The following is a 23,117-nucleotide window of genomic DNA, read 5'->3' on the forward strand; positions in this document are numbered from 1 at the left end:
ACTCTCCATAATAGTTAAACCTATTTGAAAGCTTAATTGCTCATTTGCGTTGCTAGCGAGATTTGCATCTCTTTTTTGGTCGATTGCTCGACCGTGCTTCTTTCACTCGTTGTTCAGTTTTCAAAGAACAATTACTCTTCATTTCAATCTCGCCACCTCTCAAAGGCGACTTGATCAATATACCACATTAGTTTATTCATTTGCAAGTTTTTTTTGATATTTCTTTTTTAAAACTAAAGTTCCGATTACTGCACGCCCTTCGTATTGAAGCGGCGATTTATAAAATAACATACATGAAGAGGATAAGTCAAGTACTTACCCTCTATTTTTTTTCAACTTGATAGCTTCGATTCCTTGCGTACTTGGATATTTCCTTTGGAGTAGCTAAGCGAGCGTACATTCTAAAAATTACTTTGTATCTAGATTCTATAGCTCCTTTTATCTCTTGATCAATTCTTTTATCATTCAGGTCAAATAACATTTCATCTAACTCTTTACGCAATACATAATCAAGCTCTCTACATTCCCGCTCATTAAATAGAAATCCGAGCATAAATCCATTCAAACCCCTCTCTACTATAGATACAGAAAAGGCCAGTTAATAGCATCAATTTCTCGAATTCTGAGATGCCTTTGTTTGCTTAACTTGTCCCTAACACAAGGATTTATGGCTAATTTAACAATGCTGCTTAAGATAAAATGACCACACTTCACTCGTCTCATCTTATTGCATTACTGTTATGCTCAGATTTTCCAATTTTTATGACGGCTGCTTTATTTTTTTTACAGATGTACTAACCAATAAGTTAGAGTACTTTCTATAATTGCTGCAAGAAGTAGTAAACTCACGATCACTACGATCAAAGGCTTGCTCAATCGGAGTATTTTGGATAGTTCCCCACGAGCCGTTCTTAATTGAGTAGGAATAAAAAGTTGCATACCTGATTTCCAGACAAGCATCCCCAATTTAAGTCCGTACGCGCAAGCAAGCAAAATAACTGGAATTTCTATAATTCCATGAGGAAGAATACCTTTCAGCACTATGGATAGTGTACTTTCATGAGTTTGCATGGATAGAACATAACCAAGTATCATTCCATTAGCAACTAGCATGAACAAAGGGAGTATTCCAAACATCAACCCAAGGAAAACAATAAGCACTGATTTAAGCGCATTATTCAAGAAGATAACCAAGAAGAACCATAACTGAGGATGATCTTTGCTGCTCAAAGACTGGCTTAAGGATTGCAATCCTTTAATTTGGGTGTCTAAAAAATACTTAAACTGTTCCGAGTTAGCCCAACCTAAATAGAAGCTAAAACCAAATACCAATACGACTACGATAAAATAATGTTTCATCTCTTTAAAATGAATGGTTAATTCTTTAATATTCATTTTCGATTCCCTCCAATGTTTGAAGCATAAGTCAGATGTGTACGAGCATACATTGTTACTAAAAGACATATAAGCCTTACCCTTCGTAAGGCAAGAAGGAGGTTGTAGGAAGGGTGAATTACTTTTTTGTAGTTAACGCTCGAAAGTTAAAACAGGCCATATTCATTGCGGTTGCTATTGTATTCGCGGCGGCCATTGTATATTCAGAGCAAAGGAATATATCTGTATTTTCAACTGGTGAGCCCGCAGCTATCTATAGCGTACAAACAGAAAAGAAAGTCATAGCCCTCACATTTGATATTAGCTGGGGTGATAAACGAACAGAGCCCATTCTAAAAGTGCTAAAAGAGAAGGGTGTGAAAGGTGCTACTTTCTTCCTCTCATCTCCTTGGAGTAAAAGCCATCCTGAAATCGTAGACCACATTAAAAAAGACGGTTTCGAGATCGGAAGTCATGGTAACAAACATGATAATTACAGCACGTTTAACGAAGATGAAATCCGCAAACAAATTTCTACAGCACATGGGATTTTGACGGAATTAGTTGGAAAAGAGCCGAATTTAATCCGAATGCCCAATGGAGATTTTGATAAAAGGGTGCTACGCATCGCCGGTGAGCTTGGTTATTCCGTGGTACAGTGGGACACAGATTCTTTGGATTGGATGAATATCGGTGTGGATAAGATCATTGATCGTGTCGTAACCAAAGCTCATCCTGGTGATATTGTGCTGATGCATGCTAGTGATTCCTGTCAGCAAACACATGAAGCCCTGCCAGTGATCATTGATCAATTAAGAGCAAAGGGCTATGAATTTGTTACTGTTAGTGAGCTCATCAAGCAAACAGAGGTTGAAACCAAACCCGTTGAAGATCAAGCTATGAAGCAAATCCATTAACCGAAGATTAAAAAAGAGCTAAATTTAATTAGCTCTTTTTATTGTCTAGTATTTTATGAAGAATCAAAATTTGCCAGGCATTGCAAACAAGCAATGGTGCAAGCATAAAAAGACTGGAAGCTGAATTATCAAGTTTAAGCGCTGGTACTGCTTCGAGTATGGTAACTGCTGACATGAAAAACAATGTCGGGATGAATGCATGACGGTTGGTCATTTTCGTTTTCCAATATGCGATGGCCAAGGAAATGAGCAATATGATTATCGGTAGAACAGAGTAACTTAAAAAGGATCCAGATCCCTCAAAATTCGTGGTTCTTAGATATGCAAGATCAAATAAAACGACAATTACGATTGTAAGTTGAAGCAAATCCCAAACTGTTTTAGAACGAATAATACCACCCACTATAAATCTGACAATGAGATAAGCGAAAAACCCCATCTGGCTCAAAACACTTATCGTCGCGCCGCCCAAAAGCATATTAATTACATTAAAACCAACTGCGGACAGACCCATAACAGAAAATTCGCGATCTGAATATTGCAAGATCAGACCAATCCCTGTCGATACTACCATTCCAATTACTAAAGTTGTCCAAAATAAATGAAACCATTTCCGTAAAGTCAAGATCAAAACCTCCACACATAAACTCTAATAGTTAATTCTACCAACGTTTTTGATAAAAAGCCAATGAATGGACGTTATAATCTGCCCTTAACCACGCATACTAACGATATCAAGCTAGGGAAGGGAGTCTGCTTTCATGTTGATGAAAAGGCTAAGGAAGCTGCAAGTCCTACCGTTTATTATGCTCGCTGTACTTCTCTCTTCGTGTGGATCCGACAACTCTTCGAAAGGCCAATCACAAGGTAATACCTATAAAGAAACGAAGACGATGGTTCTCGACATTCTAAAGTCGGATGATGGTAAGAAAGCGATTAGCACTGCCAATCGCAGTATTATGAACGGAGATGCGGGTGCAAGCGGTCTTGCAGGTCAATCTCAAATCAAACTTCTTTCTGCCAATGAGTCCCTGCAGCTACAAATGGCCGTCAAAGACGTCCTTACTGCACAAGAGAATAATAAGTTTCTTCAGGATATGATGAAGGATCCGAAATTCGCTGGAGATTTCGCTAAAGCAATCCAAAAAGATACGAAACAAATGTTTAAAGAATTATTAAAAGATCCTGAGTATCAGAAAGCACTCGTGGATGTCATGAAGAATCCAGATTACGAAAAAATGGTTCTGGACGTTATGAAAACTGCAGCCTATCGGCAGCAGATGATGACGGTCATGCAAGAAGCAGTGAAAAGTCCTCTCTTCCGAGCTGAGATGGTAGACTTACTCAAATCTGCTATTGAGCAGCAAAGTCAACCAGAGCAGTTACCTTCAGGCGGTCAACAAAAGAAAGGCGGTGGCGACAGCGGAAGTGAGAAAGAGGGAGACAAGAAAAAGGAACAAAAAAGCGGATCTGGCGATTCACAAAAGCAAGATAGTGGCCAGAAAAAAGATTCAAGTTCAAGCGATTCATAGTGAATCACCAGAAAAATAAGAAGGGACTAACGGCATATGGACCGCTAGTCCCTTTTTTTAGTTCTCTAGCTTCGAGATAACACTTGCCGCTAGATCCAGATAAATTTGGCCTGATTTCGTTTCAGCCTTATAGACTGATGGCGAATAATCAATCTCGGATATATGATTATCTGGAGCTCCCAACGGGACTTGGGCTAACAACTCACTATGGAGATCCTCAGCCAACTTAGCGCCTCCACCTTTTCCAAATATGTAATCCTTACTTCCGCATGCTTTACATTCGTAGTAAGACATATTCTCAACAATACCAAGAATCTCATGATTGGTTTGAATGGCCATAGCACCTGCTCTAGCAGCTACAAAGGCAGCTGTAGCATGCGGAGTGGTCACGATGATTTCTTTGCTTTGCGGAATCATTTGGTGGACGTCAAGAGCGATATCGCCAGTTCCAGGCGGCAAATCAAGCAAGACATAATCTACGTCCCCCCAGTCTACTTCGTGGAAGAAGTTACGCAGCATTTTGCCAAGCATCGGGCCGCGCCATACAACAGGCGCATTATCTTGAACAAAAAATCCCATTGAGATTACTTTAACACCGTGCTTTTCAACAGGCAGAATCCGATTATCAACCAATTTAGGCTGATCTTCAATTCCCATCATATCTGGAATGCTAAAGCCATATATATCTGCATCCACAATACCAACCTTCTTGCCTTGTCGTCCTAGGGCTACGGCCAAATTTACCGTAACAGTCGATTTCCCTACACCGCCTTTACCGCTTGCGACTGCAATGAACTTAACTGGTGAATCTTCTCCAAGTATCGGTTTGAGGGAAGGGGCAGGTTGATCCTGAGTTGCTTCAGCAGGCTGCAATACTTCGTTTAGTTGATTTCGTTCATAGTCGGTGATAGAGCGAAACCGGATATGTACTTGCGTAATTCCCAGTGGCTTTAAACTTAATTGAATGGCAGCTTCGGCTTGATTTTTATAAGCTTCGTCTTCCGTTGTAGTTATTACAGTAAGGGAGACACTATCTTCCTTAATCATAATATCTCTAACCAAATTTAGATCAGTAATACTTTTTTTATACTGAGGATCGATAAGAGGCTTTAATGTTTCTAATAGCTGATCCTTATTAATCATAACGACACCACACCTTCACTAGAACAAAGTATTTATGCGGGTTAATTATATCATAAATCTGTTAAGAACCAACTTTTTCACCAGCATAATACCGTAATATCCCCTGATAAATAGATGCTGCGACTTTCTTCTGGTATTTATCATTTGCTAGCAACCTAGCCTCCTCGGGATTCGAGAGAAATCCAACCTCTACAAGGGCACTTGGCATTTTTAAAGTTTTTAATAAATACACCGTTTTATCCGCTGGTTTAGCAACACGATCCGTGTTCTCTAGATTTCTCTTTAACTCATATTGAATTAGTGAGGCTAAATTAGAATTATTGGGATTATTGGCGTAATAGAACGTTTGTGCCCCTCTCCATTTTTGTGAAGGAATACTGTTTAAATGAACACTTAAAAACAAATCGGCATTCTTCTCATTCGTCAAATCTGCCCGATTATGCAAGTCTTCGGTTTTTCTTTTACTGTAGCCTTTAGTTCCTGAATTAGCTAAGTCTTTATCGGTTTCCCTTGTCATAACTACAAGTGCGCCTGCTTGCTGCAAGTAATCACGAAGCTGTAAGGTTATCGCAAGATTAATTTCTTTCTCGGTAACTCCCTCTTTACTCGAAGCGCCGCCATCAGGGCCACCATGACCTGCATCCAAAACAATTGTTTTCCCCGATAAAGGTAATGTCCAGTCTGACCATGTCTTAGATGCCGGGAGCTCATAGCTATAAATAAATACAACTAGAGCGACCAGCAAGGCCGAGAGCACTAGCTTGAGACTGCTGTGAAAGGTCAGCCAGACTACTAGCCTCTTCTTTCTTTTGCGCATAAAAAAATCCACCTCTGTTCCCCATAGACTCTGTAACATCTATATGGGACAGGGTGGACAATTATACCTTACTTAAACTTGATACTCAGGGTCTCTCAAACCTTCGATCAATACCTTGGCTACTTCCGGACGAGTAAACTCTGGAGGCGGACATTGGCCATCTCTAAGCAGGCCGCGTACCTTAGTACCTGATAAATGCATATGAGCTGTTTTGTCATGTGGACAAGTTTTGCTAGAAGCCATGTTTCCACATTTCGTGCAGAAAAAACTATGCTCAAAAAATAAAGGTGTAATCCCGATTTCTTCAGCCGTAAAATTACTGAAAATTTCTTGAGCTTCATAGGTGCCGTAATAGTCGCCCACCCCCGCATGATCACGACCCACAATAAAATGCGTGCATCCATAATTTCTCCGTACTATCGCGTGTAGAATCGCTTCGCGCGGTCCTGCATACCTCATAGCCGCAGGATATACGCCAAGAAATGTTCGATCTTTAGGATAATAGTTCTCAAGCAGCACCAAATAACTCTTCATACGAACGTCTGCAGAGATATCATCAGACTTTGTCTCTCCGACTAATGGGTTAAGAAAAAGAGCATCAACGATCTCCATTGCGGATTTTTGAATATATTCATGAGCCCGATGTACTGGGTTACGTGTTTGGAACCCCACAACAGTTTTCCAGCCTTTTTCAGCGAATAAACGACGAGTTTCAGCAGGATCAAAATAAAACTCCTCGAATTTCTTCGGCTTCGGTCGATTCAATAATTGGATCGGCCCACCTATATTGGTGGAAGAACGAGAAAACAGCTTATCGACTCCGGGATGAGCCATATCATCTGTTTTAAATACCTTAATAGCTTCATTCTGCTGATCTACCTTATAAATGCTCGTTACATCCATAATGGCATAAATAACGTTATCTTCCTCGCCTACTAAAGCCACTTGTTCGCCTTGTACAAGGGTTTTGGCGAGATCCGGATCAACGGATAGAGTGATTGGAATACTCCACATCGTACCATTAGCAAGTCTCATGTTCTCAACTACAGACAAATAATCCTTTTCATCTAAGAAACCTGTTAATGGAGAGAAGGCACCGACACCTATCAAATCTAAATCGGATATTGCCCAGGCATTGACTCGAATCTGTTTCAATGCAGCTGCATGTTTTAGTAAATGAGATTTTTCATTTTCAGAAACTAAACGGTTAATTAACTCCCCACCGTGAGGTTGGATTGCAGTCATACGTTTTACCTCCGAAGTTTTGATAGAATTCCCTTACTTATCTTACTTATGAAGCCCACACTCTGTTTTTTCAATGTTAGCCCAACGACCTGCGCGAGGGTCCTCTCCGGCAGCAACAGGGCGAGTACAGTGCTCACATCCTATACTGGGAAAATTGCGTTCGTGTAATGGATTATAAATCACATTGTTCTCACGAATATAATTCCAAACATCCTCCGTTGTCCAATCTGCAAGAGGGTTAAATTTAATAAGTCCAAACTTTACATCGTATTCAACCTTTTTAGCATTCGCACGTGTAGGAGCCTGATCACGGCGTATGCCAGTTATCCATGCATCGTAGTTCTTTAGAATATCCGTTAATGGATCAACTTTACGGATGTTACAGCATTTATTTGCATCATTCTTCCATAGCTCCTCTCCAAATTGCTCCGCTTGTTCATCAAGCGTTAATTTAGGAAGAACTTGAACAAATTTTGTTCCATAATGCTGTTCCAGACGATCTCTAGTTTCATACGTCTCTGTAAAATGAACGTTCGTGTCTAAGTAGAAAATATCCACGTTTGGATTGATTTTTTGCAACATGTCAACGAGAACAACATCTTCTGCGCCAAAACTACATGCAAGGGTAAGACTAGAGAAAGTTTCTACAGCAAGTTTAAGTAATGCTTCTGGTGATTGATTTTCAAATTCTTCAGCCGCTTTTGCTACAAAATTTTCTTTTTCAAAAAGATTCATATATATTCCTCCCGCGGTTTATAATCCCGACTAAAATTGTATGATTAACACTAATTATATCTGAGATTTGTATGATGTCAATTACTTTTCATCATTTTGGTATTAACTTCTACAAAACCATTGGAATTAGCATACAAATCTTTTACTTTTAAGTGAAAAAGAAAAAACCTTTTCAGCAAATTGCCAAAAAGGTTCTCTTGAGCGCCAACGGCGCCGTGTATTAACGTTTGGAGAATTGTGGAGCGCGACGAGCTGCTTTTAATCCGTACTTTTTACGTTCTTTCATACGAGGATCACGAGTCAGAAAGCCTGCTTTTTTCAAAGATCCACGGTATTCAGGATCAGCTTTAAGCAATGCACGGGAAATACCGTGACGAATTGCTCCAGCTTGTCCGCTGATTCCACCACCATTTGCGATAACAAGAACATCGTATTGACCGATTGTTTCTGTTAATGTCAAAGGTTGTTTTACGATCAGCTTTAAAGTTTCTAGACCGAAATATTCGTCCAGATTACGTTTATTGATAATGATGCGTCCTTCACCCGGTACTAAGCGCACACGCGCTACCGAATGTTTACGACGACCCGTTCCATAATATTGAACTTGTGCCACGAAAACAGTCCTCCCTTTTAATTAACCGCGAAGATTCCATACTTCTGGTAGTTGTGCTTGATGTGGATGCTCTGCTCCACCGTAGACTTTAAGCTTAGTTTTCAAGCTATCGCCAAGACGGTTCTTAGGAAGCATACCATGTACTGCAAACTCAATCATGCGATCAGGCTTGCTGTTAAGCAGGTCCTGTGCAGAAGTCACTTTCAAACCACCTTGGTATAAGGAGTGACGGTAGTACATTTTATTTTGCATTTTCTTACCTGTTAGCTTAATTTGGGAAGCATTGATAACAACTACGAAATCCCCAGTATCAACGTGCGGAGTGAACTCCGGCTTGTGCTTTCCGCGGATAATGCTAGCAACTTCACTTGCCAGTCGACCAAGTGTTTGGCCTGCAGCGTCAACAATGTACCATTTACGCTCAACTTCATTTGGCTTAGCCATATATGTGGTGCGCATGCTTAATCCTCCTAAAAAAATATATCTCAATACATAATCGTAATTGATAACTTACATATTCACATGTTTATGATGGATGGTAATTGGCCATTAAGTGATCAGGGGCTGTGGGTTAGCCGATCACGAAACGCAAGTCTTATTTTACACGAAAACATGATCAGAATCAAGTCATTTTTTGCTGGCTAATACTCTACTCTCCACAGTGTCAAACCAATAGCTTCTGCCGTTGGGCCCGCCTGGTTTCGATCCTTTGCTTCGAGAATTCGGAGCATATCACTGCTCGGTTTCTTGCCTTCACCGATCTGCAGCAAAGTACCTACGATGATCCTCACCATATTATACAGAAAACCATTGCCCGAAATATAAATACGTATTCGAGAGATCTTCCCATCCAATGCTATCTCATCAACTTCCGTTTCTAGTCGAACCTCATGAAGCGTTCTAACCTTAATTTCCTTATCCGTTCTCACCGTACAAAACGAAGTAAAATCATGCTCACCTAGCAAGCAAGGGAGCGCCTCTCTCATGGCTTCCACATTTAAATGCGTAGGATGATGGTATTCATAATTCCGGTGAAAGACATCAGGGAAGCGCGCCGAGCGAATTGTAAAGCAGTACGTTTTTCGTTTCGCGGCTTTGCGAGAATGGAAAGTAAGAGGCACTTCTTCAGCAGTGTGTGCAACGATATCCCTAGGAAGTCTAGCATTTAGAGCTAAACACCAACGTTCCACAGGTATCTTGGATGCCGTTAAAAAATTAATTACTTGTGCTTTAGCATGAACGCCCGCATCCGTACGACCAGACGAAATGACCTTCACTGTTTCACCTGTTAGAAGGTAAACAGCTTGCTCTAATCGGTATTGTATCGTATCTGCTTTAGGCTGAATCTGATAACCCGAGTAGGCAGTTCCATCATAACTTATCGTAAAACGTAGATTTCTCAACGTATGTTCCACCGTGAGTCATCAACCCCATCTTAGCGTCTAGCTTATGCTAAACTTGCTTCGAGCGCATGTGCGTAAGACTGCAAAAAAAGGGCTTCATCAGAATCATCTGATTCCGTCCACCCTTTCCCATCCGTCTTATGCGCGATCTACAAGCTCTAAATAAACCATTGGTGCTGCGTCACCGCGGCGTGGTCCCAGTTTAAGGATACGTGTGTATCCACCTGGACGCTCGGAGTAGCGAGTAGCCAATTCAGAGAAGAGCTTTTGAATAGCATCTTGGTTCTCGTTTGCAGCTTCTCTACGAACAAAAGCAGCCACCTGGCGGCGTGCGTGGAGATCTCCACGTTTCGCTAGAGTAATAAGCTTCTCAGCGATCGAGCGGATCTCTTTTGCTTTTGCTTCAGTTGTTTGAATGCGTTCATGTATGAACAGATCTGTCACCAGATCACGGAATAATGCTTTACGATTACTGGAATCGCGGTTCAATTTCCTGTAGTTCATTGATTTAACCTCCTTCTGACTGGATTATTCCTCAGTACGCAGACCTAGACCGAGCTCTTCGAGCTTCTCTTGAACTTCTTCAAGAGATTTACGTCCTAAGTTCCGTACTTTCATCATGTCTTCTTCTGTCTTAGTAATCAACTCTTGTACAGTATTAATCCCTGCGCGTTTGAGGCAGTTGTAAGAACGAACAGAGAGATCAAGTTCCTCAATAGTCATCTCGAGAACTTTCTCTTTCTTATCTTCTTCCTTCTCCACCATAATCTCAGCATCTTTAGCTTCATCCGTCAATCCGACAAACAGCATCAAATGCTCTGTTAAGATTTTAGCGCCCAAGCTCACCGCTTCTTCAGGTCGAATACTTCCATCGGTCCACACTTCGAGGGTCAGTTTATCATAATTCGTAACTTGACCAACACGCGTGTTTTCAATACTGTAGTTTACACGAGTAATAGGCGTGTAAATCGAATCAATTGGAATAACACCAATTGGTTGATCTTCATGCTTGTTTTTGTCCGATTGGACATAACCACGACCTCTGCCCGCATGAATCCTCATGTGAAGACGCGAATCTGGAGACAAGGTAGCAATGTGCAAATCCGGATTAAGAATTTCCACATCACTATCACCACGGATATCAGCCGCAGTAATATTTCCTTCTCCTTCAGCATCAATTTCAAGCACTTTCTCCTCATCGGAGTGAATTTTCAACGAAAGACCTTTCAAGTTGAGGATAATTTCCGTTACATCCTCAAGCACGCCAGGAATCGTTGAAAACTCGTGTAAAACGCCATCGATTTGGACAGAGGTTACTGCAGCACCCGGTAAAGAGGACAGTAAGATACGACGTAGTGAGTTACCTAAGGTTGTACCATAGCCACGTTCCAACGGCTCTATAACAAATCTGCCATAGGCGCCGTCTTCACTTAAAGCTACAGTTTCTATTTTTGGCTTTTCGATTTCGATCATGAAATGTACCCTCCATTCAAAACGTCGTTTCCCTCTGGATACTTCGGTGAAAATTTCATAGTATGCCTATCCTTCAAACCATTATTCACGATTTTAAGATATTTATACTACAAAGTGATCCTGAATTATACGCGACGACGTTTTGGAGGACGGCAACCATTATGAGGAACCGGAGTCACGTCTTTAATCAGGTTTACTTCAAGACCAGCTGCTTGCAATGAACGAATTGCTGCTTCACGACCAGCGCCTGGACCCTTTACCATAACTTCAACTGTTTTTAAACCGTGCTCCATTGCTGCTTTTGCTGCTTTTTCAGCTGCCATTTGCGCTGCGAAAGGAGTACTTTTACGGGATCCTTTGAAACCAAGGTTTCCTGAACTTGCCCAGGAAATCGCGTTACCATGGGGATCCGTAATCGTCACGATCGTATTGTTAAATGTAGAACGGATATGTGCTACTCCGACCTCAATATTTTTACGGTCACGACGTTTCGTACGGACGACTTTTTTAGGTTTTGCCATTAGCTCTAACCCCCTTTATTATTTCTTCTTATTAGCTACTGTACGACGAGGACCTTTACGTGTACGAGCATTAGTTTTAGTACGTTGTCCACGAACAGGAAGACCACGACGGTGACGAAGACCGCGGTAAGATCCAATTTCGATCAGACGTTTAATGTTCAGGGAAATTTCACGGCGAAGATCGCCTTCTACTTTGAGTGTTTTGTCAATTACATCACGGATTTTGCTCACTTCATCTTCCGTTAAGTCACGAACGCGAGTACTTGCGTCGATACCTGTTGAAGCGATGATTTTTTGAGCTGTTGTAGTGCCAATACCGAAAATGTAAGTCAAAGCGATAACTACTCGCTTGTCACGAGGTAAGTCAACTCCAGCTAAACGTGCCATCTACAGACTGCACCTCCTTTTAACCTTGTTTTTGTTTGTGTTTCGGATTTTCGCAAATTACCATTACATTGCCTTTGCGGCGAATGACTTTACATTTCTCACAGATCGGTTTAACCGATGGTCTTACCTTCATTTTAAGCCCTCCTTTAAGATTTCTTCAAGAAATCTTTCATCGTAAGCACCATGTTGCGTTTTCGTTAGAAAACTTGCTTCGTAAGCATACGCCTTGAGAGAGTAACTTACATCTAAGCCGAACATTTATTTGAAACGGTAGGTTATACGACCTCGCGTTAAATCGTAAGGCGATAATTCTACGGTAACCTTATCTCCTGGCAATATACGGATAAAATGCATTCTGATTTTACCCGATACATGGGCTAGGATTTTATGACCATTTTCCAATTCAACCTTAAACATTGCATTCGGAAGAGGTTCAATTACTGTACCTTCTACTTCGATTACATCTTCTTTGGCCACAGTCAGTCTCCTTTCTCATGTGCTTCAACTTGCATTATATCTACGAATTTGGAAATCGCATAACGTAACTTCCCATTAGTAACACGACCTGTTTCCCTGATGCTGGACTCGACTTCGCTGCTGATCGATTCTTGCAATTGAAGATGGCTAAGGTTTTTCTTCTTCGGTTGATCGAACTTGCGAATGTCACCGTCGGCAAGCCAGACAAAGCGACTATCTACAATTCCGACAATTACCGCATATTCTCCGGGATCTTTACCGCGAAGCACCTTTACGATCTGGCCCAGCTGTGGTGTTAAGCTATCCACTCATACTCACCTACAATCTAGGCAAAGTTAAAATTTCATAACCGGCTGCCGTTATTGCAATCGTATGTTCGAAATGAGCACATAAAGTTCCATCTGCTGTTACTACGGTCCAGTCGTCTTCGAGTGTTTTGACAAACCTTTCGCCAACAACCACCATGGGTTCAACGGCTAAGACCATGCCCGGTTTCAATCGTGGTCCTTTATCGGGTATGCCGTAATTAGGGATTTGGGGTTCTTCGTGAAGATCCGTTCCAATTCCATGTCCGACATACTCCCTAACCACGGAGAAGCCTGCATCTTCAATACAGGTTTGGATTGCATGCGACAACGTGTAGAGCCTGGCATCCGGTTTAGCCTCAGCTAGCCCTTGGTAAAGTGATCGTTCCGTGACCTCAAGCAATCGCTTAGCAGTCTCAGATATCTCGCCTACCGGATAGGTCCATGCAGAGTCTCCATGATAACCCTTATACTGAGCACCGATATCAATACTGATAATATCGCCATCAGAGAGTTTTCTAGGACCAGGAATACCATGAACTAATTCTTCGTTAACTGAAGCACAGATGCTGCCTGGAAAACCGTTGTAGCCTTTAAAAGATGGAATCGCTCCCTGACTGCGAATGAATTCCTCTGCGATCTGATCAAGTTCTTTCGTTGTAATGTTCGGACGAATCGCCCTTGCCAATAAGCGGTGCGTTTCAGCTACGATTCGACCTGCTTCTCGCATTAGGTCCAGTTCAACCTCGGACTTACAAATGATCATTACGCTAGACCTCGAAGCAGTGAGCTAATTTGTTCAGTTACCACATGAATGTCTTGTTCTCCGTTAACCTCACGCAATAATTCCCTCTTTTGGTAGTAATCCAGCAGTGGAGCCGTCTTGTTCGTATATTCATCCAAACGGGTTCCGACTTTCTCCTCCGTATCATCCGAACGCTGATACAATTCACCAGAACATTTATCACATACGCCTTCTTGCTTAGGTGGATTGAAAATCACATGATACGTAGCACCACAGGATTTACAGATTCTTCGGCCAGTCAGTCGAGCAAGCAGGAAACTGCGATCAACGGAGAGATTAATAACAACCTCAATCTTCTTGCCCAAAGATTCAACGATTTCGCTTAATGCATCTGCTTGAGCAACAGTTCTCGGGAACCCGTCAAGTAAAAAGCCCTTATCGCAATCCGGCTGTGCAAGCCGTTCTCTCACAATACCGTTCGTGATTTCATCAGGAACCAGAAGTCCCTTATCAACATATCCTTTGGCCTCGATACCGAGGGGCGTTCCTTGGCTCATCGCCAGGCGGAATGCATCACCCGTTGAAATATGTGGAATTTGAAAATCATTAACGATTTTTTCCGCCTGTGTACCTTTACCTGCACCAGGAGGACCCATAAAAATTACGTTCACTTTGACACCCTCCCAACGCACTCGGCAATACGAACAGCACAATAGGTGCCGATGTCGCAACAATTGCCCCATCAGAACCTATTAGCTATTTATTGATAAAACCTTTGTAATGACGCTTGATCAATTGGCTCTCGATTTGTTTCATCGTCTCAAGACCAACGCCTACTACGATAAGTAAGGATGTTCCACCAATTTTAACCGAGTTTGGCAACCCTGCAAGTCCTCCAAATAACATTGGAAGAATGGAGATAGCTGACAAAAACAAAGCTCCAGAAAGAGTAATTCTAGTCATTACACGAGTCAGATAAACGGAAGTTGTTTTACCAGGTCGAATACCAGGAATATAACCACCATTTTTCTTCATCTGATCAGCCATTTGAACCGGATTAATTTGTACGAAAGTGTAAAAGTAAGTGAAACCAATAATCAGCAGTACATAAAGTACAATCGCTAGCGGTGCGGTTTCATTCAAACTTAAGTTTGTAATAATCCATTCCGCTACTACATTGCCTCTCCAATAGCTCGCTATTGTAGGAGGAAACATTAAAAGCGATAGTGCAAAAATTACTGGAATAACACCCGCAGCATTCACTTTAAGTGGAATGTGCGTTGTTTGACCACCGTACATTTTACGACCAACTACCCGTTTAGCATACTGCACAGGAATCTTGCGAACACCCTGTTGAACAAATATGACTCCGGCAATAATCAGTATAACAACCAAAGCAATAATGACGAGTTTTACGATATTAAGGAACAAAGCTCCCTCAGTCGCAAAAAGCGTTTTGTAAATTTGTTGGATGCCAGTAGGAATCGCCGCGACGATACCTGCAAAGATGATAATCGAAATACCGTTTCCAATCCCATACTCCGTAATTTGCTCTCCAAGCCACATCAAGAAAGCTGTTCCAGCCGTTAGTACGATAGCGATTAACGCAAAGGTTGTAAATCCTGAGTCAATAACGAGTCCGCTGTAAAGACGGTTAAACCCGATTGAAAGACCAAAGGCTTGAATCAATCCTAAAACAATCGTACCGTAACGTGTAACTTGTGTCATCTTCTTTCTTCCAACATCACCTTCTTTTGCCCACTGCGCGAAGCGCGGGATAACATCCATAGACAAAAGTTGAACAATGATAGAAGCCGTGATGTAAGGCATAATACCCATCGCGAAGATGGAAAATTGGAAGAGCGCCCCACCGGAGAACGTGTTAAGCAAACCAAAGACATCGCTCTGATTCGCTTGATCTTGAAGTTTCAAAACATCTGTATTAATGTTAGGCACCGGAATGAAAGCACCTAATCTGTAGACGATTAGCAAGATCAGAGTGAATAGAATTCTTCTGCGTAGATCCTCTACTTTGAAGATGTTGGATATGGTATTAAACATTAAATCACCTCGGTTTGACCGCCGGCAGCTTGGATTTTCTCAATCGCTGATTGAGAGAACTTATTCGCTTTAACGGTTAATTTTACTGTGATTTCACCGTTTCCTAAAATCTTGATGCCATCTTTAGGAGCTTTTACAATACCAGTTTCCATCAATACTTCCGGAGTAACTTCGGTACCAGCTGCGAAATTGTTCAGATCTTCAAGGTTCACAATAGCGAACTCTTTACGGAAGCGGTTGTTGAAACCACGTTTAGGTAAACGACGGTACAACGGATTTTGTCCACCTTCAAAACCTGGGCGAACGCCTCCACCGGATCGTGCATTTTGACCTTTGTGTCCGCGAGTCGATGTTTTACCCATACCGCTACTAGTACCACGGCCAACACGCTTACGAGTGTGACGTGAACCAGGTGCAGAACTTAGTTCATGTAACTTCATCGTTGCACACCTCCTCTAGATTTTAATATAAACTCTTATGCTTCGATTTCTTTAACTTCTACCAAGTGACTAACTTGATTAACCATGCCTCTGATCGCAGCGTTGTCTTGGTGAACAACTGTTTGGTGCAGCTTGCGCAGACCTAACGTTTTCACTGTAACACGTTGAGTTTCAGGACGGCCAATCAGGCTGCGTTTTAGGGTAATTTGTAATTGTTTCGCCATGTTTACCCCTCCTAACCTAGTAACTCTGCAACTGTTTTACCGCGAAGCTTAGCAACTTCTTCCGCTTTTTTCAAACGGCTTAAGCCTTCAAGCGTTGCGTTAACCATGTTCATGGAGTTGGATGAGCCAAGGGATTTGGTCAAAATGTCGCCGATACCGGCAAGTTCAAGAACCGCACGAACCGGTCCACCTGCAATTACTCCTGTACCTTGGGAAGCTGGCTTGAGCAGAACGCGGCCTGCGCCAAAGCGGCCAGTGACAAGGTGAGGAATAGATGTGCCTACGATTGGAACATGGATCAAGTTCTTTTTCGCATCTTCGATGCCTTTACGGATAGCGTCAGGAACTTCGGAAGATTTACCGATCCCTGCACCAACCCAGCCATTGCCATCGCCAACGACAACAAGTGCGCTGAAGCTGAAACGACGTCCGCCTTTTACTACTTTAGCTACGCGGTTAATGTTAACAACTTTTTCTGTAAGCTCTAAAGTATTCGGATCTACACGCAAGTCTTTTACCTCCTTATATATGTTTTTCCTAGAATTCTAACCCAGCTTCACGAGCTGCATCAGCTAACGCCTGAACACGTCCATGATAAAGGTATCCGCCGCGGTCAAAAACCACTTTATCAAAACCTTTTTCTTTCGCACGTTTCGCAATCAACTCTCCAACTTTACGAGCAGCTTCTACGTTACCACCGTTAGCAACTTCAGCTTTAAGCTCTTTATCTTGAGTTGAAGCTGATACTACAGTGACGCCAGTCGTATCATCGATAAGTTGAGCATACATGTGCTTGGCAGAACGGAAAATGTTCAACCGAGGACGAACTGTAGTACCTTCAATTTTCTTACGAACACGAAGGTGTCTTTTCAGACGCGCTTTGTTTTTATCGCTTTTAGTAATCATTTATACCTACACTCCTTTCATCATCTTATGATGCGAGAGCTCTTACCCGCGATCTATCTAACTTACTTCTTCTTACCAGCTTTACCTTCTTTACGAAGGATACGCTCGCCTTCATACTTAATACCTTTACCTTTATACGGCTCAGGTTCACGTACGGAACGAACTTTAGCAGCAGTAGCTCCAACTAGCTCTTTATCAATACCTTTAACGATAATCTTCGTGTTCGTAGGAACATCGAACTCAATTCCGCTTTCAGGGTTGATTTCAACAGGATGGGAATATCCAACGTTAAGAACCAATTTGTCACCGTTTTTGTTAGCACGGTAACCTACACCAACTAAATCCAAAGATTTCGTGAAACCTTCCGTTACTCCACTAACCATGTTGGCAACAACACTACGTGTTGTACCATGCAGGGAACGATGAAGTTTGTTATCGGAAGGACGCTCAACGGAAATCTCGTTCTCGACAACGTTAACTTTCATATCTTTATGAAGTACACGAGACAAAGTACCTTTAGGACCTTGAACCGTGATTTGAGTATTGTCCAGTGTTACATTTACACCACTTGGAATGGTGATCGGCTTACGACCAATACGAGACATGTTGCACCTCCATTCAATTACATTTGTATTACCAAACGTAGCAGATAACTTCTCCGCCAGCTTTGGATTGACGAGCATCTTTATCCGTCATTACTCCTTTGGATGTGGAGATGATGGCAATCCCTAATCCGCCCAGAACTCGAGGGATTTCTTGTGATTTTGTGTATACGCGCAGACCTGGTTTAGAAATTCTTTTCAAACCAGAGATAACACGTTCATTGTTTGAACCGTATTTCAGGAACAAACGAATGATACCTTGCTTACTATCTTCAACGTACTCAGCGTCACGGATAAATCCTTCTTTTTTAAGGATTTCAGCGATTTCCCTTTTCACTTTTGATGCAGGAATTTCAACTGTTTCATGACGTACGATGTTCGCATTACGGATGCGTGTTAACATATCTGCAATAGGATCTGACATGACCATTTGTGTAGACCTCCTTCCCGAAAATAGGGTGATTACCAGCTTGCTTTTTTCACGCCTGGAATCTGTCCTTTATGCGCTAATTCGCGGAAACAAATTCTGCAAATTTTAAATTTACGAAGCACCGAATGCGGACGACCACAGCGCTCGCAACGTGTATATGCTTGAACTTTAAACTTCGGAGCACGTTGTTGCTTGATTTTCATCGAAGTTTTTGCCACTTAATATTCCACCTCCTGATAGGTACGATTGGTAACCTATTTAACGAAAGGCGCCCCGAGTTGTGTTAAAAGCTCGCGAGCTTCTTCGTCGGACTTCGCCGTTGTTACGATAACGATATCCATACCACGAACTTTATCGATTTTATCATATTCGATCTCTGGGAAAATCAACTGCTCTTTCAGACCCAATGTGTAGTTACCACGGCCATCAAAAGCTTTGTTAGAAATACCACGGAAGTCACGTACGCGCGGAAGCGCAACGTTGAAGAGTTTATCCAAGAAGTAGTACATACGCTCGCCACGAAGAGTTACCTTCGTACCAATCGGCATGTTCTCACGAAGTTTAAAACCCGCGATTGACTTTTTGGATTTTGTTACAACTGGTTTTTGACCAGCAATTTTTTGAAGATCTTCTACAGCAGTATCAAGAACTTTCGAGTTAGAAACAGCTTCACCAACACCCATGTTGATAACGATTTTCTCAACTTTTGGAACTTGCATCACTGTGGAGTAGTTGAACTTTTGAATTAACGCTGGTGTGATTTCGTTCAGATAACGATCTTTCATTCTTACTGACATGTTCAGTTACCTCCTTTCCTTGCTAGTTGTACTAGTCGATGACTTCACCGGATTTTTTAGCTACGCGAACTTTAGTTCCGTTGTCTAAAACTTTATATCCTACGCGAGTAGGTTTGCCGCTCTTAGGATCAATCAACATCACGTTAGAAACATGAATTGCTGCTTCTTGATTCAAGATACCGCCTTGAGGGTTTTGTTGGGAAGGCTTTGCATGTTTCTTAACCATGTTTACACCTTCAACAAGTACACGGTTTTGACGAGGGTAAGCAGCGATTACGCGGCCTTTCTTACCTTTATCTTTACCAGTGATTACAAAAACCGTATCGTCTTTTTTAACGTGCAGTTTATTGTTATGAGACTCAAGTCTCTTTTTTGTTCTTGGCATTGTCTTCTACACCTCCTGAAAACATACTTCAACGCTCTATTAGATAACTTCTGGAGCCAAGGATACGATTTTCATAAAATCTCTGTCACGCAGTTCACGTGCTACTGGTCCAAAGATACGCGTACCGCGTGGACTTTTATCTTCTTTAACGATTACAGCTGCATTTTCATCAAAAGAGATGTATGAACCGTCCTTACGGCGAGCACCGCTCTTCGTACGAACGATAACCGCTTTAACAACGTCACCCTTTTTGACAACGCCACCTGGTGTTGCTTCTTTTACTGAACAGACGATTAAATCACCGATGTGACCAACGCGACGACCTGTACCACCCAAAACGCGGATACACATTAATTGCTTAGCACCAGAGTTATCAGCGACGGCCAAACGAGTAAATGGTTGAATCATCGTATTCCCTCCTTTCGGGGTTCATGACTAGATTTGTTAGATTACTACTCCGACTTCCACGATTTCAACAAGTCTCCAGCTTTTATCTTTGGACAAAGGTCTAGTCTCTGCTATTTTCACAGTGTCGCCGATTTTCGCTTGGTTGTTTTCATCATGAGCCTTGAATTTTTTCGTATATTTGATTCTCTTGTGATAGAGATCATGTTTTTTGTAAGTTTCTACAGCAACGACGATGGTTTTTTCCATTTTATCGCTGACTACTTTACCGATCTGCACTTTACGCTCATTGCGTTCAGCCATCTAAGGAACCCTCCCTTCTAGATTTGGTTACCCAATACCCAATTCTCTTTCACGCAAAATTGTCTTGGCACGAGCGATCTCTTTACGCAAATCGCGAATTTGAGTCGGGTTGTCTAATTGACCGGTAGCTAGTTGAAAACGGAGGTTAAAGAGTTCTTCTTTAAAACCATTCACTTTTTGCTCGATCTCAGCAGTGGTTAAGTTCCGGAATTCACTACCCTTCATTTGCTTCACCGCCTACTTCATCTCTTTTCACGAACTTCGTTTTGATTGGAAGCTTGTGAGCTGCAAGACGCATCGCTTCGCGAGCAACCTCTTCGCTAACACCCGCTAATTCAAACAAAATTTTGCCCGGTTTTACTACGGAAACCCATTTTTCCACGTTACCTTTACCACTACCCATACGAACTTCAAGCGGTTTTTGAGTAACTGGTTTAGCTGGGAAAATTTTAATCCAAACTTTACCGCCACGTTTAATATAACGTGTCATGGCAATACGAGCTGCTTCAATTTGGCGGTTGGATACCCAAGCCGGTTCTACTGCTTGCAGACCATATTCGCCAAAAGCTACTTCCGTTCCGCCTTTAGCGCGACCTTTCATGCTACCGCGGTGTTCTTTACGGTGTTTCACACGTTTAGGTACTAACATGATTTAATTTCCTCCTTCCGGCTGAGCCTTTTTCTTAGCTGTCGGAAGAACTTCTCCACGGTAAATCCATACTTTAACACCAATACGTCCGTAAGTGGTGGCCGCTTCAGCAGTACCATAATCGATATCCGCGCGAAGTGTATGAAGTGGAACTGTTCCTTCGCTGTATCCTTCCGTACGAGCAATCTCAGCACCGCCAAGACGTCCGCTAGTTGCAACTTTAATACCTTTAGCACCGGATCTCATCGTTCTTTGCATAGCTTGTTTCATAGCACGACGGAATGAAACACGACGCTCCAATTGAAGTGCAATAGCTTCTGCTACCAAAATCGCATCAAGATCAGGACTTTTAATTTCGGAAATGTTAATGTGTACTTTTTTATTGGACATAGCAGCGATGTAGTTGCGAATTACTTCAACTTCCGCTCCACCTTTACCAATAACCATACCTGGTTTCGCAGTTTGAATCGTAACGTTCACACGGTTAGCCGCGCGTTCGATTTCGATGTGGGATACTGCAGAATCTTTTAATTTATTTTTCAAGTATTCACGGATTTTGACGTCTTCAAGCAGCAGAGTTCCAAAATCTTTTTCTGCGAACCATTTGGACTCCCAATCACGAATAATACCGATCCTAAGGCCTACCGGGTTTACTTTCTGACCCACACGTTATCCCTCCTTATTTTTCAGATACCACGATTGTAATGTGGCTGGTACGTTTTCTAATTGCGCTTGCGCGACCCATCGCACGTTGTTGGAACCTTTTCATTGTTGGTCCTTGGTTAACAAACGTTTCAGTGACAATTAGTTTATTTGGATCTAATGAATAGTTATGCTCTGCATTGGCAATTGCGGAATTCAGAAGTTTCTCCAAAATAGGAGAAGCTGCTTTTGGTGTGTGACGCAGAATCGCAATCGCTTCACCTACCGCTTTTCCCCGAATCAAGTCAACAACTAACTTAGCTTTACGAGGAGCAATCCGAGCGTGGTTCAATATTGCTTTAGCTTGCATGGTAGTACCTCCTCTCGGTTAAAAATGCAATTAGCGTTTTCCGGTTTTCTTGTCGTCGTCGTGACCTTTGTAAGTACGAGTTGGTGCAAACTCACCAAGCTTGTGTCCAACCATATCTTCTGTTACATATACAGGCACGTGTTTTCTTCCATCATAGACACCAAATGTGTGACCTACGAATTGTGGGAAAATTGTAGAACGACGGGACCAAGTTTTGATAACCACTTTTTTACTGGAAGTGTTCAAGTCTTCTACTTTTTTCAGCAAGTATCCATCAATAAATGGACCTTTCTTTAAGCTGCGACCCATGGATGTTCCTCCCTTCCTTGAACCTCACGAAAATTAATGTATCCTAGATTACTTCGTACGGCGACGTACAATGTATTTATCGGATGCTTTACCTTTTTTACGAGTTTTGAAACCGAGCGTAGGTTTACCCCATGGAGACATAGGTGATTTACGTCCGATTGGCGCGCGTCCTTCACCACCACCGTGTGGGTGATCATTAGGGTTCATTACAACCCCACGAACTTGAGGACGATTACCTTTCCAACGATTACGTCCAGCTTTACCGATTTTAACGAGCTCATGATCTTCGTTACCTACAGATCCGATTGTCGCGCGGCAAACTTTAAGTACTTTACGAACTTCGCCAGATGAAAGACGAATTGTTACGTAAGATTCTTCTTTACCAAGAAGTTGAGCTTCAGTTCCAGCAGCACGAACCAATTGAGCACCTTTACCTGGCTTCAACTCGATATTGTGGATAACTGTACCTACTGGAATGTTTTCCAAAGGAAGCGCGTTACCTACTTTGATATCTGATTGTGGTCCTGATACGATTTTATCATCCACTTTAAGACCTTTAGGAGCGATAATGTATCTTTTCTCACCATCTGCATAGTGAATCAATGCAATGTTAGCGGAACGGTTAGGATCGTACTCAACTGTAGCAACGCGTCCTGGTATTCCATCTTTGGTACGTTTGAAATCAATAATACGGTATTTACGTTTGTGACCACCACCGTGGTGACGAACCGTAATTTTACCTTGGTTGTTACGACCAGCATGCTTGAACAGAGGAGAAAGCAATGATTTCTCAGGTGTTGATGTTGTGATTTCTTCAAAAGTAGAAACCGACATCGCGCGTCGAGCTGGTGAGGTTGGTTTATATTTTTTAATTGGCACTCTGATTTCCTCCTTACTTTAAGAGATA

Annotated in this window: 39 protein-coding genes; 2 read left to right on the forward strand and 37 right to left on the reverse strand. The window is 42.0% G+C overall.

Annotated features, from left to right (window positions below):
• Positions 1-322 precede the first annotated feature (322 nt).
• Both GK047_RS27220 and GK047_RS27225 read right to left on the reverse strand, forming a co-directional pair.
• The gene (locus tag GK047_RS27220) at positions 323-553 is read right to left on the reverse strand and encodes a hypothetical protein (RefSeq protein ID WP_163953664.1); all 231 of its coding nucleotides are present in this window, start codon (positions 551-553) and stop codon (positions 323-325) included.
• Positions 554-783: 230 nt separating this feature from the next.
• Complete coding sequence (locus GK047_RS27225; RefSeq protein WP_163953666.1) at positions 784-1,395, reverse strand: stage II sporulation protein M; 612 nt, start codon at positions 1,393-1,395, stop codon at positions 784-786.
• A gap of 113 nt (positions 1,396-1,508) precedes the next feature.
• Here GK047_RS27225 and pdaB point away from each other — a divergent pair, with 113 nt between their 5' ends.
• Entirely contained in the window at positions 1,509-2,291 is a 783-nt protein-coding gene (pdaB, locus tag GK047_RS27230) for a polysaccharide deacetylase family sporulation protein PdaB (protein WP_163953667.1), read from the forward strand.
• A gap of 28 nt (positions 2,292-2,319) precedes the next feature.
• Here the strand turns inward: pdaB and GK047_RS27235 are convergent, their stop codons facing one another.
• Positions 2,320-2,916: a KinB-signaling pathway activation protein gene (locus tag GK047_RS27235; protein WP_163953669.1), complete on the reverse strand. Its 597-nt coding sequence runs from the start codon at positions 2,914-2,916 to the stop codon at positions 2,320-2,322.
• Between the two features lie 136 nt (positions 2,917-3,052).
• Between GK047_RS27235 and gerD the strand changes: the two genes are divergently transcribed.
• Entirely contained in the window at positions 3,053-3,823 is a 771-nt protein-coding gene (gerD, locus tag GK047_RS27240) for a spore germination lipoprotein GerD (protein ID WP_240344309.1), read from the forward strand.
• A 57-nt stretch (positions 3,824-3,880) separates the two neighbouring features.
• On the opposite strand, the gene GK047_RS27245 is transcribed toward gerD, so the two are convergent.
• The 34 genes from GK047_RS27245 to rplB form a co-directional block, all read right to left on the reverse strand.
• On the reverse strand, positions 3,881-4,966 hold the full coding sequence (locus GK047_RS27245) for an Mrp/NBP35 family ATP-binding protein (RefSeq protein ID WP_163953671.1): 1,086 nt from the start codon (positions 4,964-4,966) through the stop codon (positions 3,881-3,883).
• Between the two features lie 61 nt (positions 4,967-5,027).
• Positions 5,028-5,783: an N-acetylmuramoyl-L-alanine amidase CwlD gene (gene cwlD / locus GK047_RS27250; protein WP_163953673.1), complete on the reverse strand. Its 756-nt coding sequence runs from the start codon at positions 5,781-5,783 to the stop codon at positions 5,028-5,030.
• A 72-nt stretch (positions 5,784-5,855) separates the two neighbouring features.
• A complete protein-coding gene (gene sat / locus GK047_RS27255) occupies positions 5,856-7,028 on the reverse strand; it encodes a sulfate adenylyltransferase (protein WP_163953675.1) in 1,173 nt (390 codons plus the stop codon).
• Positions 7,029-7,070: 42 nt separating this feature from the next.
• Positions 7,071-7,763 carry a phosphoadenylyl-sulfate reductase gene (locus GK047_RS27260; RefSeq protein WP_163953677.1) on the reverse strand — a complete coding sequence of 231 codons (693 nt, stop codon included), beginning with the start codon at positions 7,761-7,763 and terminating at the stop codon, positions 7,071-7,073.
• 220 nt (positions 7,764-7,983) lie between these two features.
• Positions 7,984-8,376 (reverse strand): 30S ribosomal protein S9, encoded by a 393-nt coding sequence (gene rpsI, locus GK047_RS27265; protein WP_163953679.1) that lies wholly within the window; start codon positions 8,374-8,376, stop codon positions 7,984-7,986.
• A gap of 21 nt (positions 8,377-8,397) precedes the next feature.
• Positions 8,398-8,835 carry a 50S ribosomal protein L13 gene (gene rplM, locus GK047_RS27270; RefSeq protein ID WP_029196440.1) on the reverse strand — a complete coding sequence of 146 codons (438 nt, stop codon included), beginning with the start codon at positions 8,833-8,835 and terminating at the stop codon, positions 8,398-8,400.
• A 182-nt stretch (positions 8,836-9,017) separates the two neighbouring features.
• A complete protein-coding gene (gene truA, locus GK047_RS27275) occupies positions 9,018-9,779 on the reverse strand; it encodes a tRNA pseudouridine(38-40) synthase TruA (RefSeq protein WP_163953681.1) in 762 nt (253 codons plus the stop codon).
• A gap of 138 nt (positions 9,780-9,917) precedes the next feature.
• Positions 9,918-10,283 carry a 50S ribosomal protein L17 gene (gene rplQ / locus GK047_RS27280; protein ID WP_163953683.1) on the reverse strand — a complete coding sequence of 122 codons (366 nt, stop codon included), beginning with the start codon at positions 10,281-10,283 and terminating at the stop codon, positions 9,918-9,920.
• A gap of 24 nt (positions 10,284-10,307) precedes the next feature.
• Positions 10,308-11,252, reverse strand: coding sequence for a DNA-directed RNA polymerase subunit alpha (locus GK047_RS27285; protein ID WP_163953685.1), 945 nt, complete (start codon positions 11,250-11,252; stop codon positions 10,308-10,310).
• Between the two features lie 125 nt (positions 11,253-11,377).
• Positions 11,378-11,773 carry a 30S ribosomal protein S11 gene (gene rpsK / locus GK047_RS27290; protein ID WP_163953687.1) on the reverse strand — a complete coding sequence of 132 codons (396 nt, stop codon included), beginning with the start codon at positions 11,771-11,773 and terminating at the stop codon, positions 11,378-11,380.
• A gap of 18 nt (positions 11,774-11,791) precedes the next feature.
• The gene (gene rpsM, locus GK047_RS27295) at positions 11,792-12,160 is read right to left on the reverse strand and encodes a 30S ribosomal protein S13 (RefSeq protein WP_028557471.1); all 369 of its coding nucleotides are present in this window, start codon (positions 12,158-12,160) and stop codon (positions 11,792-11,794) included.
• 19 nt (positions 12,161-12,179) lie between these two features.
• A complete protein-coding gene (rpmJ, locus tag GK047_RS27300) occupies positions 12,180-12,293 on the reverse strand; it encodes a 50S ribosomal protein L36 (protein ID WP_003333770.1) in 114 nt (37 codons plus the stop codon).
• A gap of 125 nt (positions 12,294-12,418) precedes the next feature.
• Complete coding sequence (gene infA, locus GK047_RS27305; protein WP_009676800.1) at positions 12,419-12,637, reverse strand: translation initiation factor IF-1; 219 nt, start codon at positions 12,635-12,637, stop codon at positions 12,419-12,421.
• A 2-nt stretch (positions 12,638-12,639) separates the two neighbouring features.
• Complete coding sequence (locus GK047_RS27310) at positions 12,640-12,945, reverse strand: KOW domain-containing RNA-binding protein (RefSeq protein WP_163953689.1); 306 nt, start codon at positions 12,943-12,945, stop codon at positions 12,640-12,642.
• A gap of 10 nt (positions 12,946-12,955) precedes the next feature.
• Positions 12,956-13,708, reverse strand: a complete 753-nt coding sequence (map, locus tag GK047_RS27315) for a type I methionyl aminopeptidase (protein WP_163953691.1) — start codon at positions 13,706-13,708, stop codon at positions 12,956-12,958.
• Complete coding sequence (locus GK047_RS27320) at positions 13,708-14,358, reverse strand: adenylate kinase (protein WP_163953694.1); 651 nt, start codon at positions 14,356-14,358, stop codon at positions 13,708-13,710. The genes map and GK047_RS27320 overlap by 1 nt, the downstream gene beginning before the upstream one ends.
• A gap of 85 nt (positions 14,359-14,443) precedes the next feature.
• On the reverse strand, positions 14,444-15,748 hold the full coding sequence (secY, locus tag GK047_RS27325; protein WP_163953696.1) for a preprotein translocase subunit SecY: 1,305 nt from the start codon (positions 15,746-15,748) through the stop codon (positions 14,444-14,446).
• Positions 15,748-16,188: a 50S ribosomal protein L15 gene (rplO, locus tag GK047_RS27330; RefSeq protein WP_163953698.1), complete on the reverse strand. Its 441-nt coding sequence runs from the start codon at positions 16,186-16,188 to the stop codon at positions 15,748-15,750. The genes secY and rplO overlap by 1 nt, the downstream gene beginning before the upstream one ends.
• 35 nt (positions 16,189-16,223) lie before the next feature.
• Positions 16,224-16,412, reverse strand: a complete 189-nt coding sequence (gene rpmD / locus GK047_RS27335) for a 50S ribosomal protein L30 (RefSeq protein WP_163953700.1) — start codon at positions 16,410-16,412, stop codon at positions 16,224-16,226.
• 11 nt (positions 16,413-16,423) lie between these two features.
• Positions 16,424-16,921: a 30S ribosomal protein S5 gene (rpsE, locus tag GK047_RS27340; RefSeq protein ID WP_163953702.1), complete on the reverse strand. Its 498-nt coding sequence runs from the start codon at positions 16,919-16,921 to the stop codon at positions 16,424-16,426.
• A gap of 28 nt (positions 16,922-16,949) precedes the next feature.
• On the reverse strand, positions 16,950-17,318 hold the full coding sequence (gene rplR, locus GK047_RS27345) for a 50S ribosomal protein L18 (protein ID WP_163953704.1): 369 nt from the start codon (positions 17,316-17,318) through the stop codon (positions 16,950-16,952).
• Positions 17,319-17,380: 62 nt separating this feature from the next.
• Positions 17,381-17,923 carry a 50S ribosomal protein L6 gene (gene rplF / locus GK047_RS27350; protein ID WP_163953706.1) on the reverse strand — a complete coding sequence of 181 codons (543 nt, stop codon included), beginning with the start codon at positions 17,921-17,923 and terminating at the stop codon, positions 17,381-17,383.
• A 28-nt stretch (positions 17,924-17,951) separates the two neighbouring features.
• Positions 17,952-18,350, reverse strand: coding sequence for a 30S ribosomal protein S8 (gene rpsH / locus GK047_RS27355; RefSeq protein ID WP_029196454.1), 399 nt, complete (start codon positions 18,348-18,350; stop codon positions 17,952-17,954).
• Between the two features lie 32 nt (positions 18,351-18,382).
• On the reverse strand, positions 18,383-18,568 hold the full coding sequence (locus GK047_RS27360) for a type Z 30S ribosomal protein S14 (protein ID WP_126144086.1): 186 nt from the start codon (positions 18,566-18,568) through the stop codon (positions 18,383-18,385).
• Between the two features lie 36 nt (positions 18,569-18,604).
• A complete protein-coding gene (gene rplE / locus GK047_RS27365) occupies positions 18,605-19,147 on the reverse strand; it encodes a 50S ribosomal protein L5 (RefSeq protein ID WP_163953708.1) in 543 nt (180 codons plus the stop codon).
• A gap of 31 nt (positions 19,148-19,178) precedes the next feature.
• Positions 19,179-19,532 carry a 50S ribosomal protein L24 gene (gene rplX / locus GK047_RS27370; protein ID WP_240344311.1) on the reverse strand — a complete coding sequence of 118 codons (354 nt, stop codon included), beginning with the start codon at positions 19,530-19,532 and terminating at the stop codon, positions 19,179-19,181.
• A 39-nt stretch (positions 19,533-19,571) separates the two neighbouring features.
• Positions 19,572-19,940, reverse strand: a complete 369-nt coding sequence (rplN, locus tag GK047_RS27375) for a 50S ribosomal protein L14 (RefSeq protein ID WP_028557485.1) — start codon at positions 19,938-19,940, stop codon at positions 19,572-19,574.
• Positions 19,941-19,976: 36 nt separating this feature from the next.
• Positions 19,977-20,240 carry a 30S ribosomal protein S17 gene (gene rpsQ / locus GK047_RS27380; protein WP_163953710.1) on the reverse strand — a complete coding sequence of 88 codons (264 nt, stop codon included), beginning with the start codon at positions 20,238-20,240 and terminating at the stop codon, positions 19,977-19,979.
• A 27-nt stretch (positions 20,241-20,267) separates the two neighbouring features.
• Positions 20,268-20,465 carry a 50S ribosomal protein L29 gene (gene rpmC, locus GK047_RS27385; protein ID WP_028557487.1) on the reverse strand — a complete coding sequence of 66 codons (198 nt, stop codon included), beginning with the start codon at positions 20,463-20,465 and terminating at the stop codon, positions 20,268-20,270.
• On the reverse strand, positions 20,455-20,889 hold the full coding sequence (rplP, locus tag GK047_RS27390; RefSeq protein WP_163953713.1) for a 50S ribosomal protein L16: 435 nt from the start codon (positions 20,887-20,889) through the stop codon (positions 20,455-20,457). The genes rpmC and rplP overlap by 11 nt, the downstream gene beginning before the upstream one ends.
• Positions 20,890-20,892: 3 nt before the next feature.
• A complete protein-coding gene (gene rpsC, locus GK047_RS27395; RefSeq protein WP_163953715.1) occupies positions 20,893-21,555 on the reverse strand; it encodes a 30S ribosomal protein S3 in 663 nt (220 codons plus the stop codon).
• 13 nt (positions 21,556-21,568) lie between these two features.
• Complete coding sequence (gene rplV / locus GK047_RS27400; RefSeq protein ID WP_163953717.1) at positions 21,569-21,901, reverse strand: 50S ribosomal protein L22; 333 nt, start codon at positions 21,899-21,901, stop codon at positions 21,569-21,571.
• Between the two features lie 30 nt (positions 21,902-21,931).
• Positions 21,932-22,210 (reverse strand): 30S ribosomal protein S19, encoded by a 279-nt coding sequence (gene rpsS, locus GK047_RS27405; RefSeq protein ID WP_163953718.1) that lies wholly within the window; start codon positions 22,208-22,210, stop codon positions 21,932-21,934.
• Positions 22,211-22,258: 48 nt separating this feature from the next.
• Positions 22,259-23,089 carry a 50S ribosomal protein L2 gene (gene rplB / locus GK047_RS27410; RefSeq protein ID WP_163953720.1) on the reverse strand — a complete coding sequence of 277 codons (831 nt, stop codon included), beginning with the start codon at positions 23,087-23,089 and terminating at the stop codon, positions 22,259-22,261.
• Positions 23,090-23,117 lie beyond the last annotated feature (28 nt).

The sequence above is a fragment of the Paenibacillus sp. SYP-B3998 genome (assembly GCF_010820665.1).
Taxonomy (GTDB): Bacteria; Bacillota; Bacilli; order Paenibacillales; family NBRC-103111; genus Paenibacillus_E.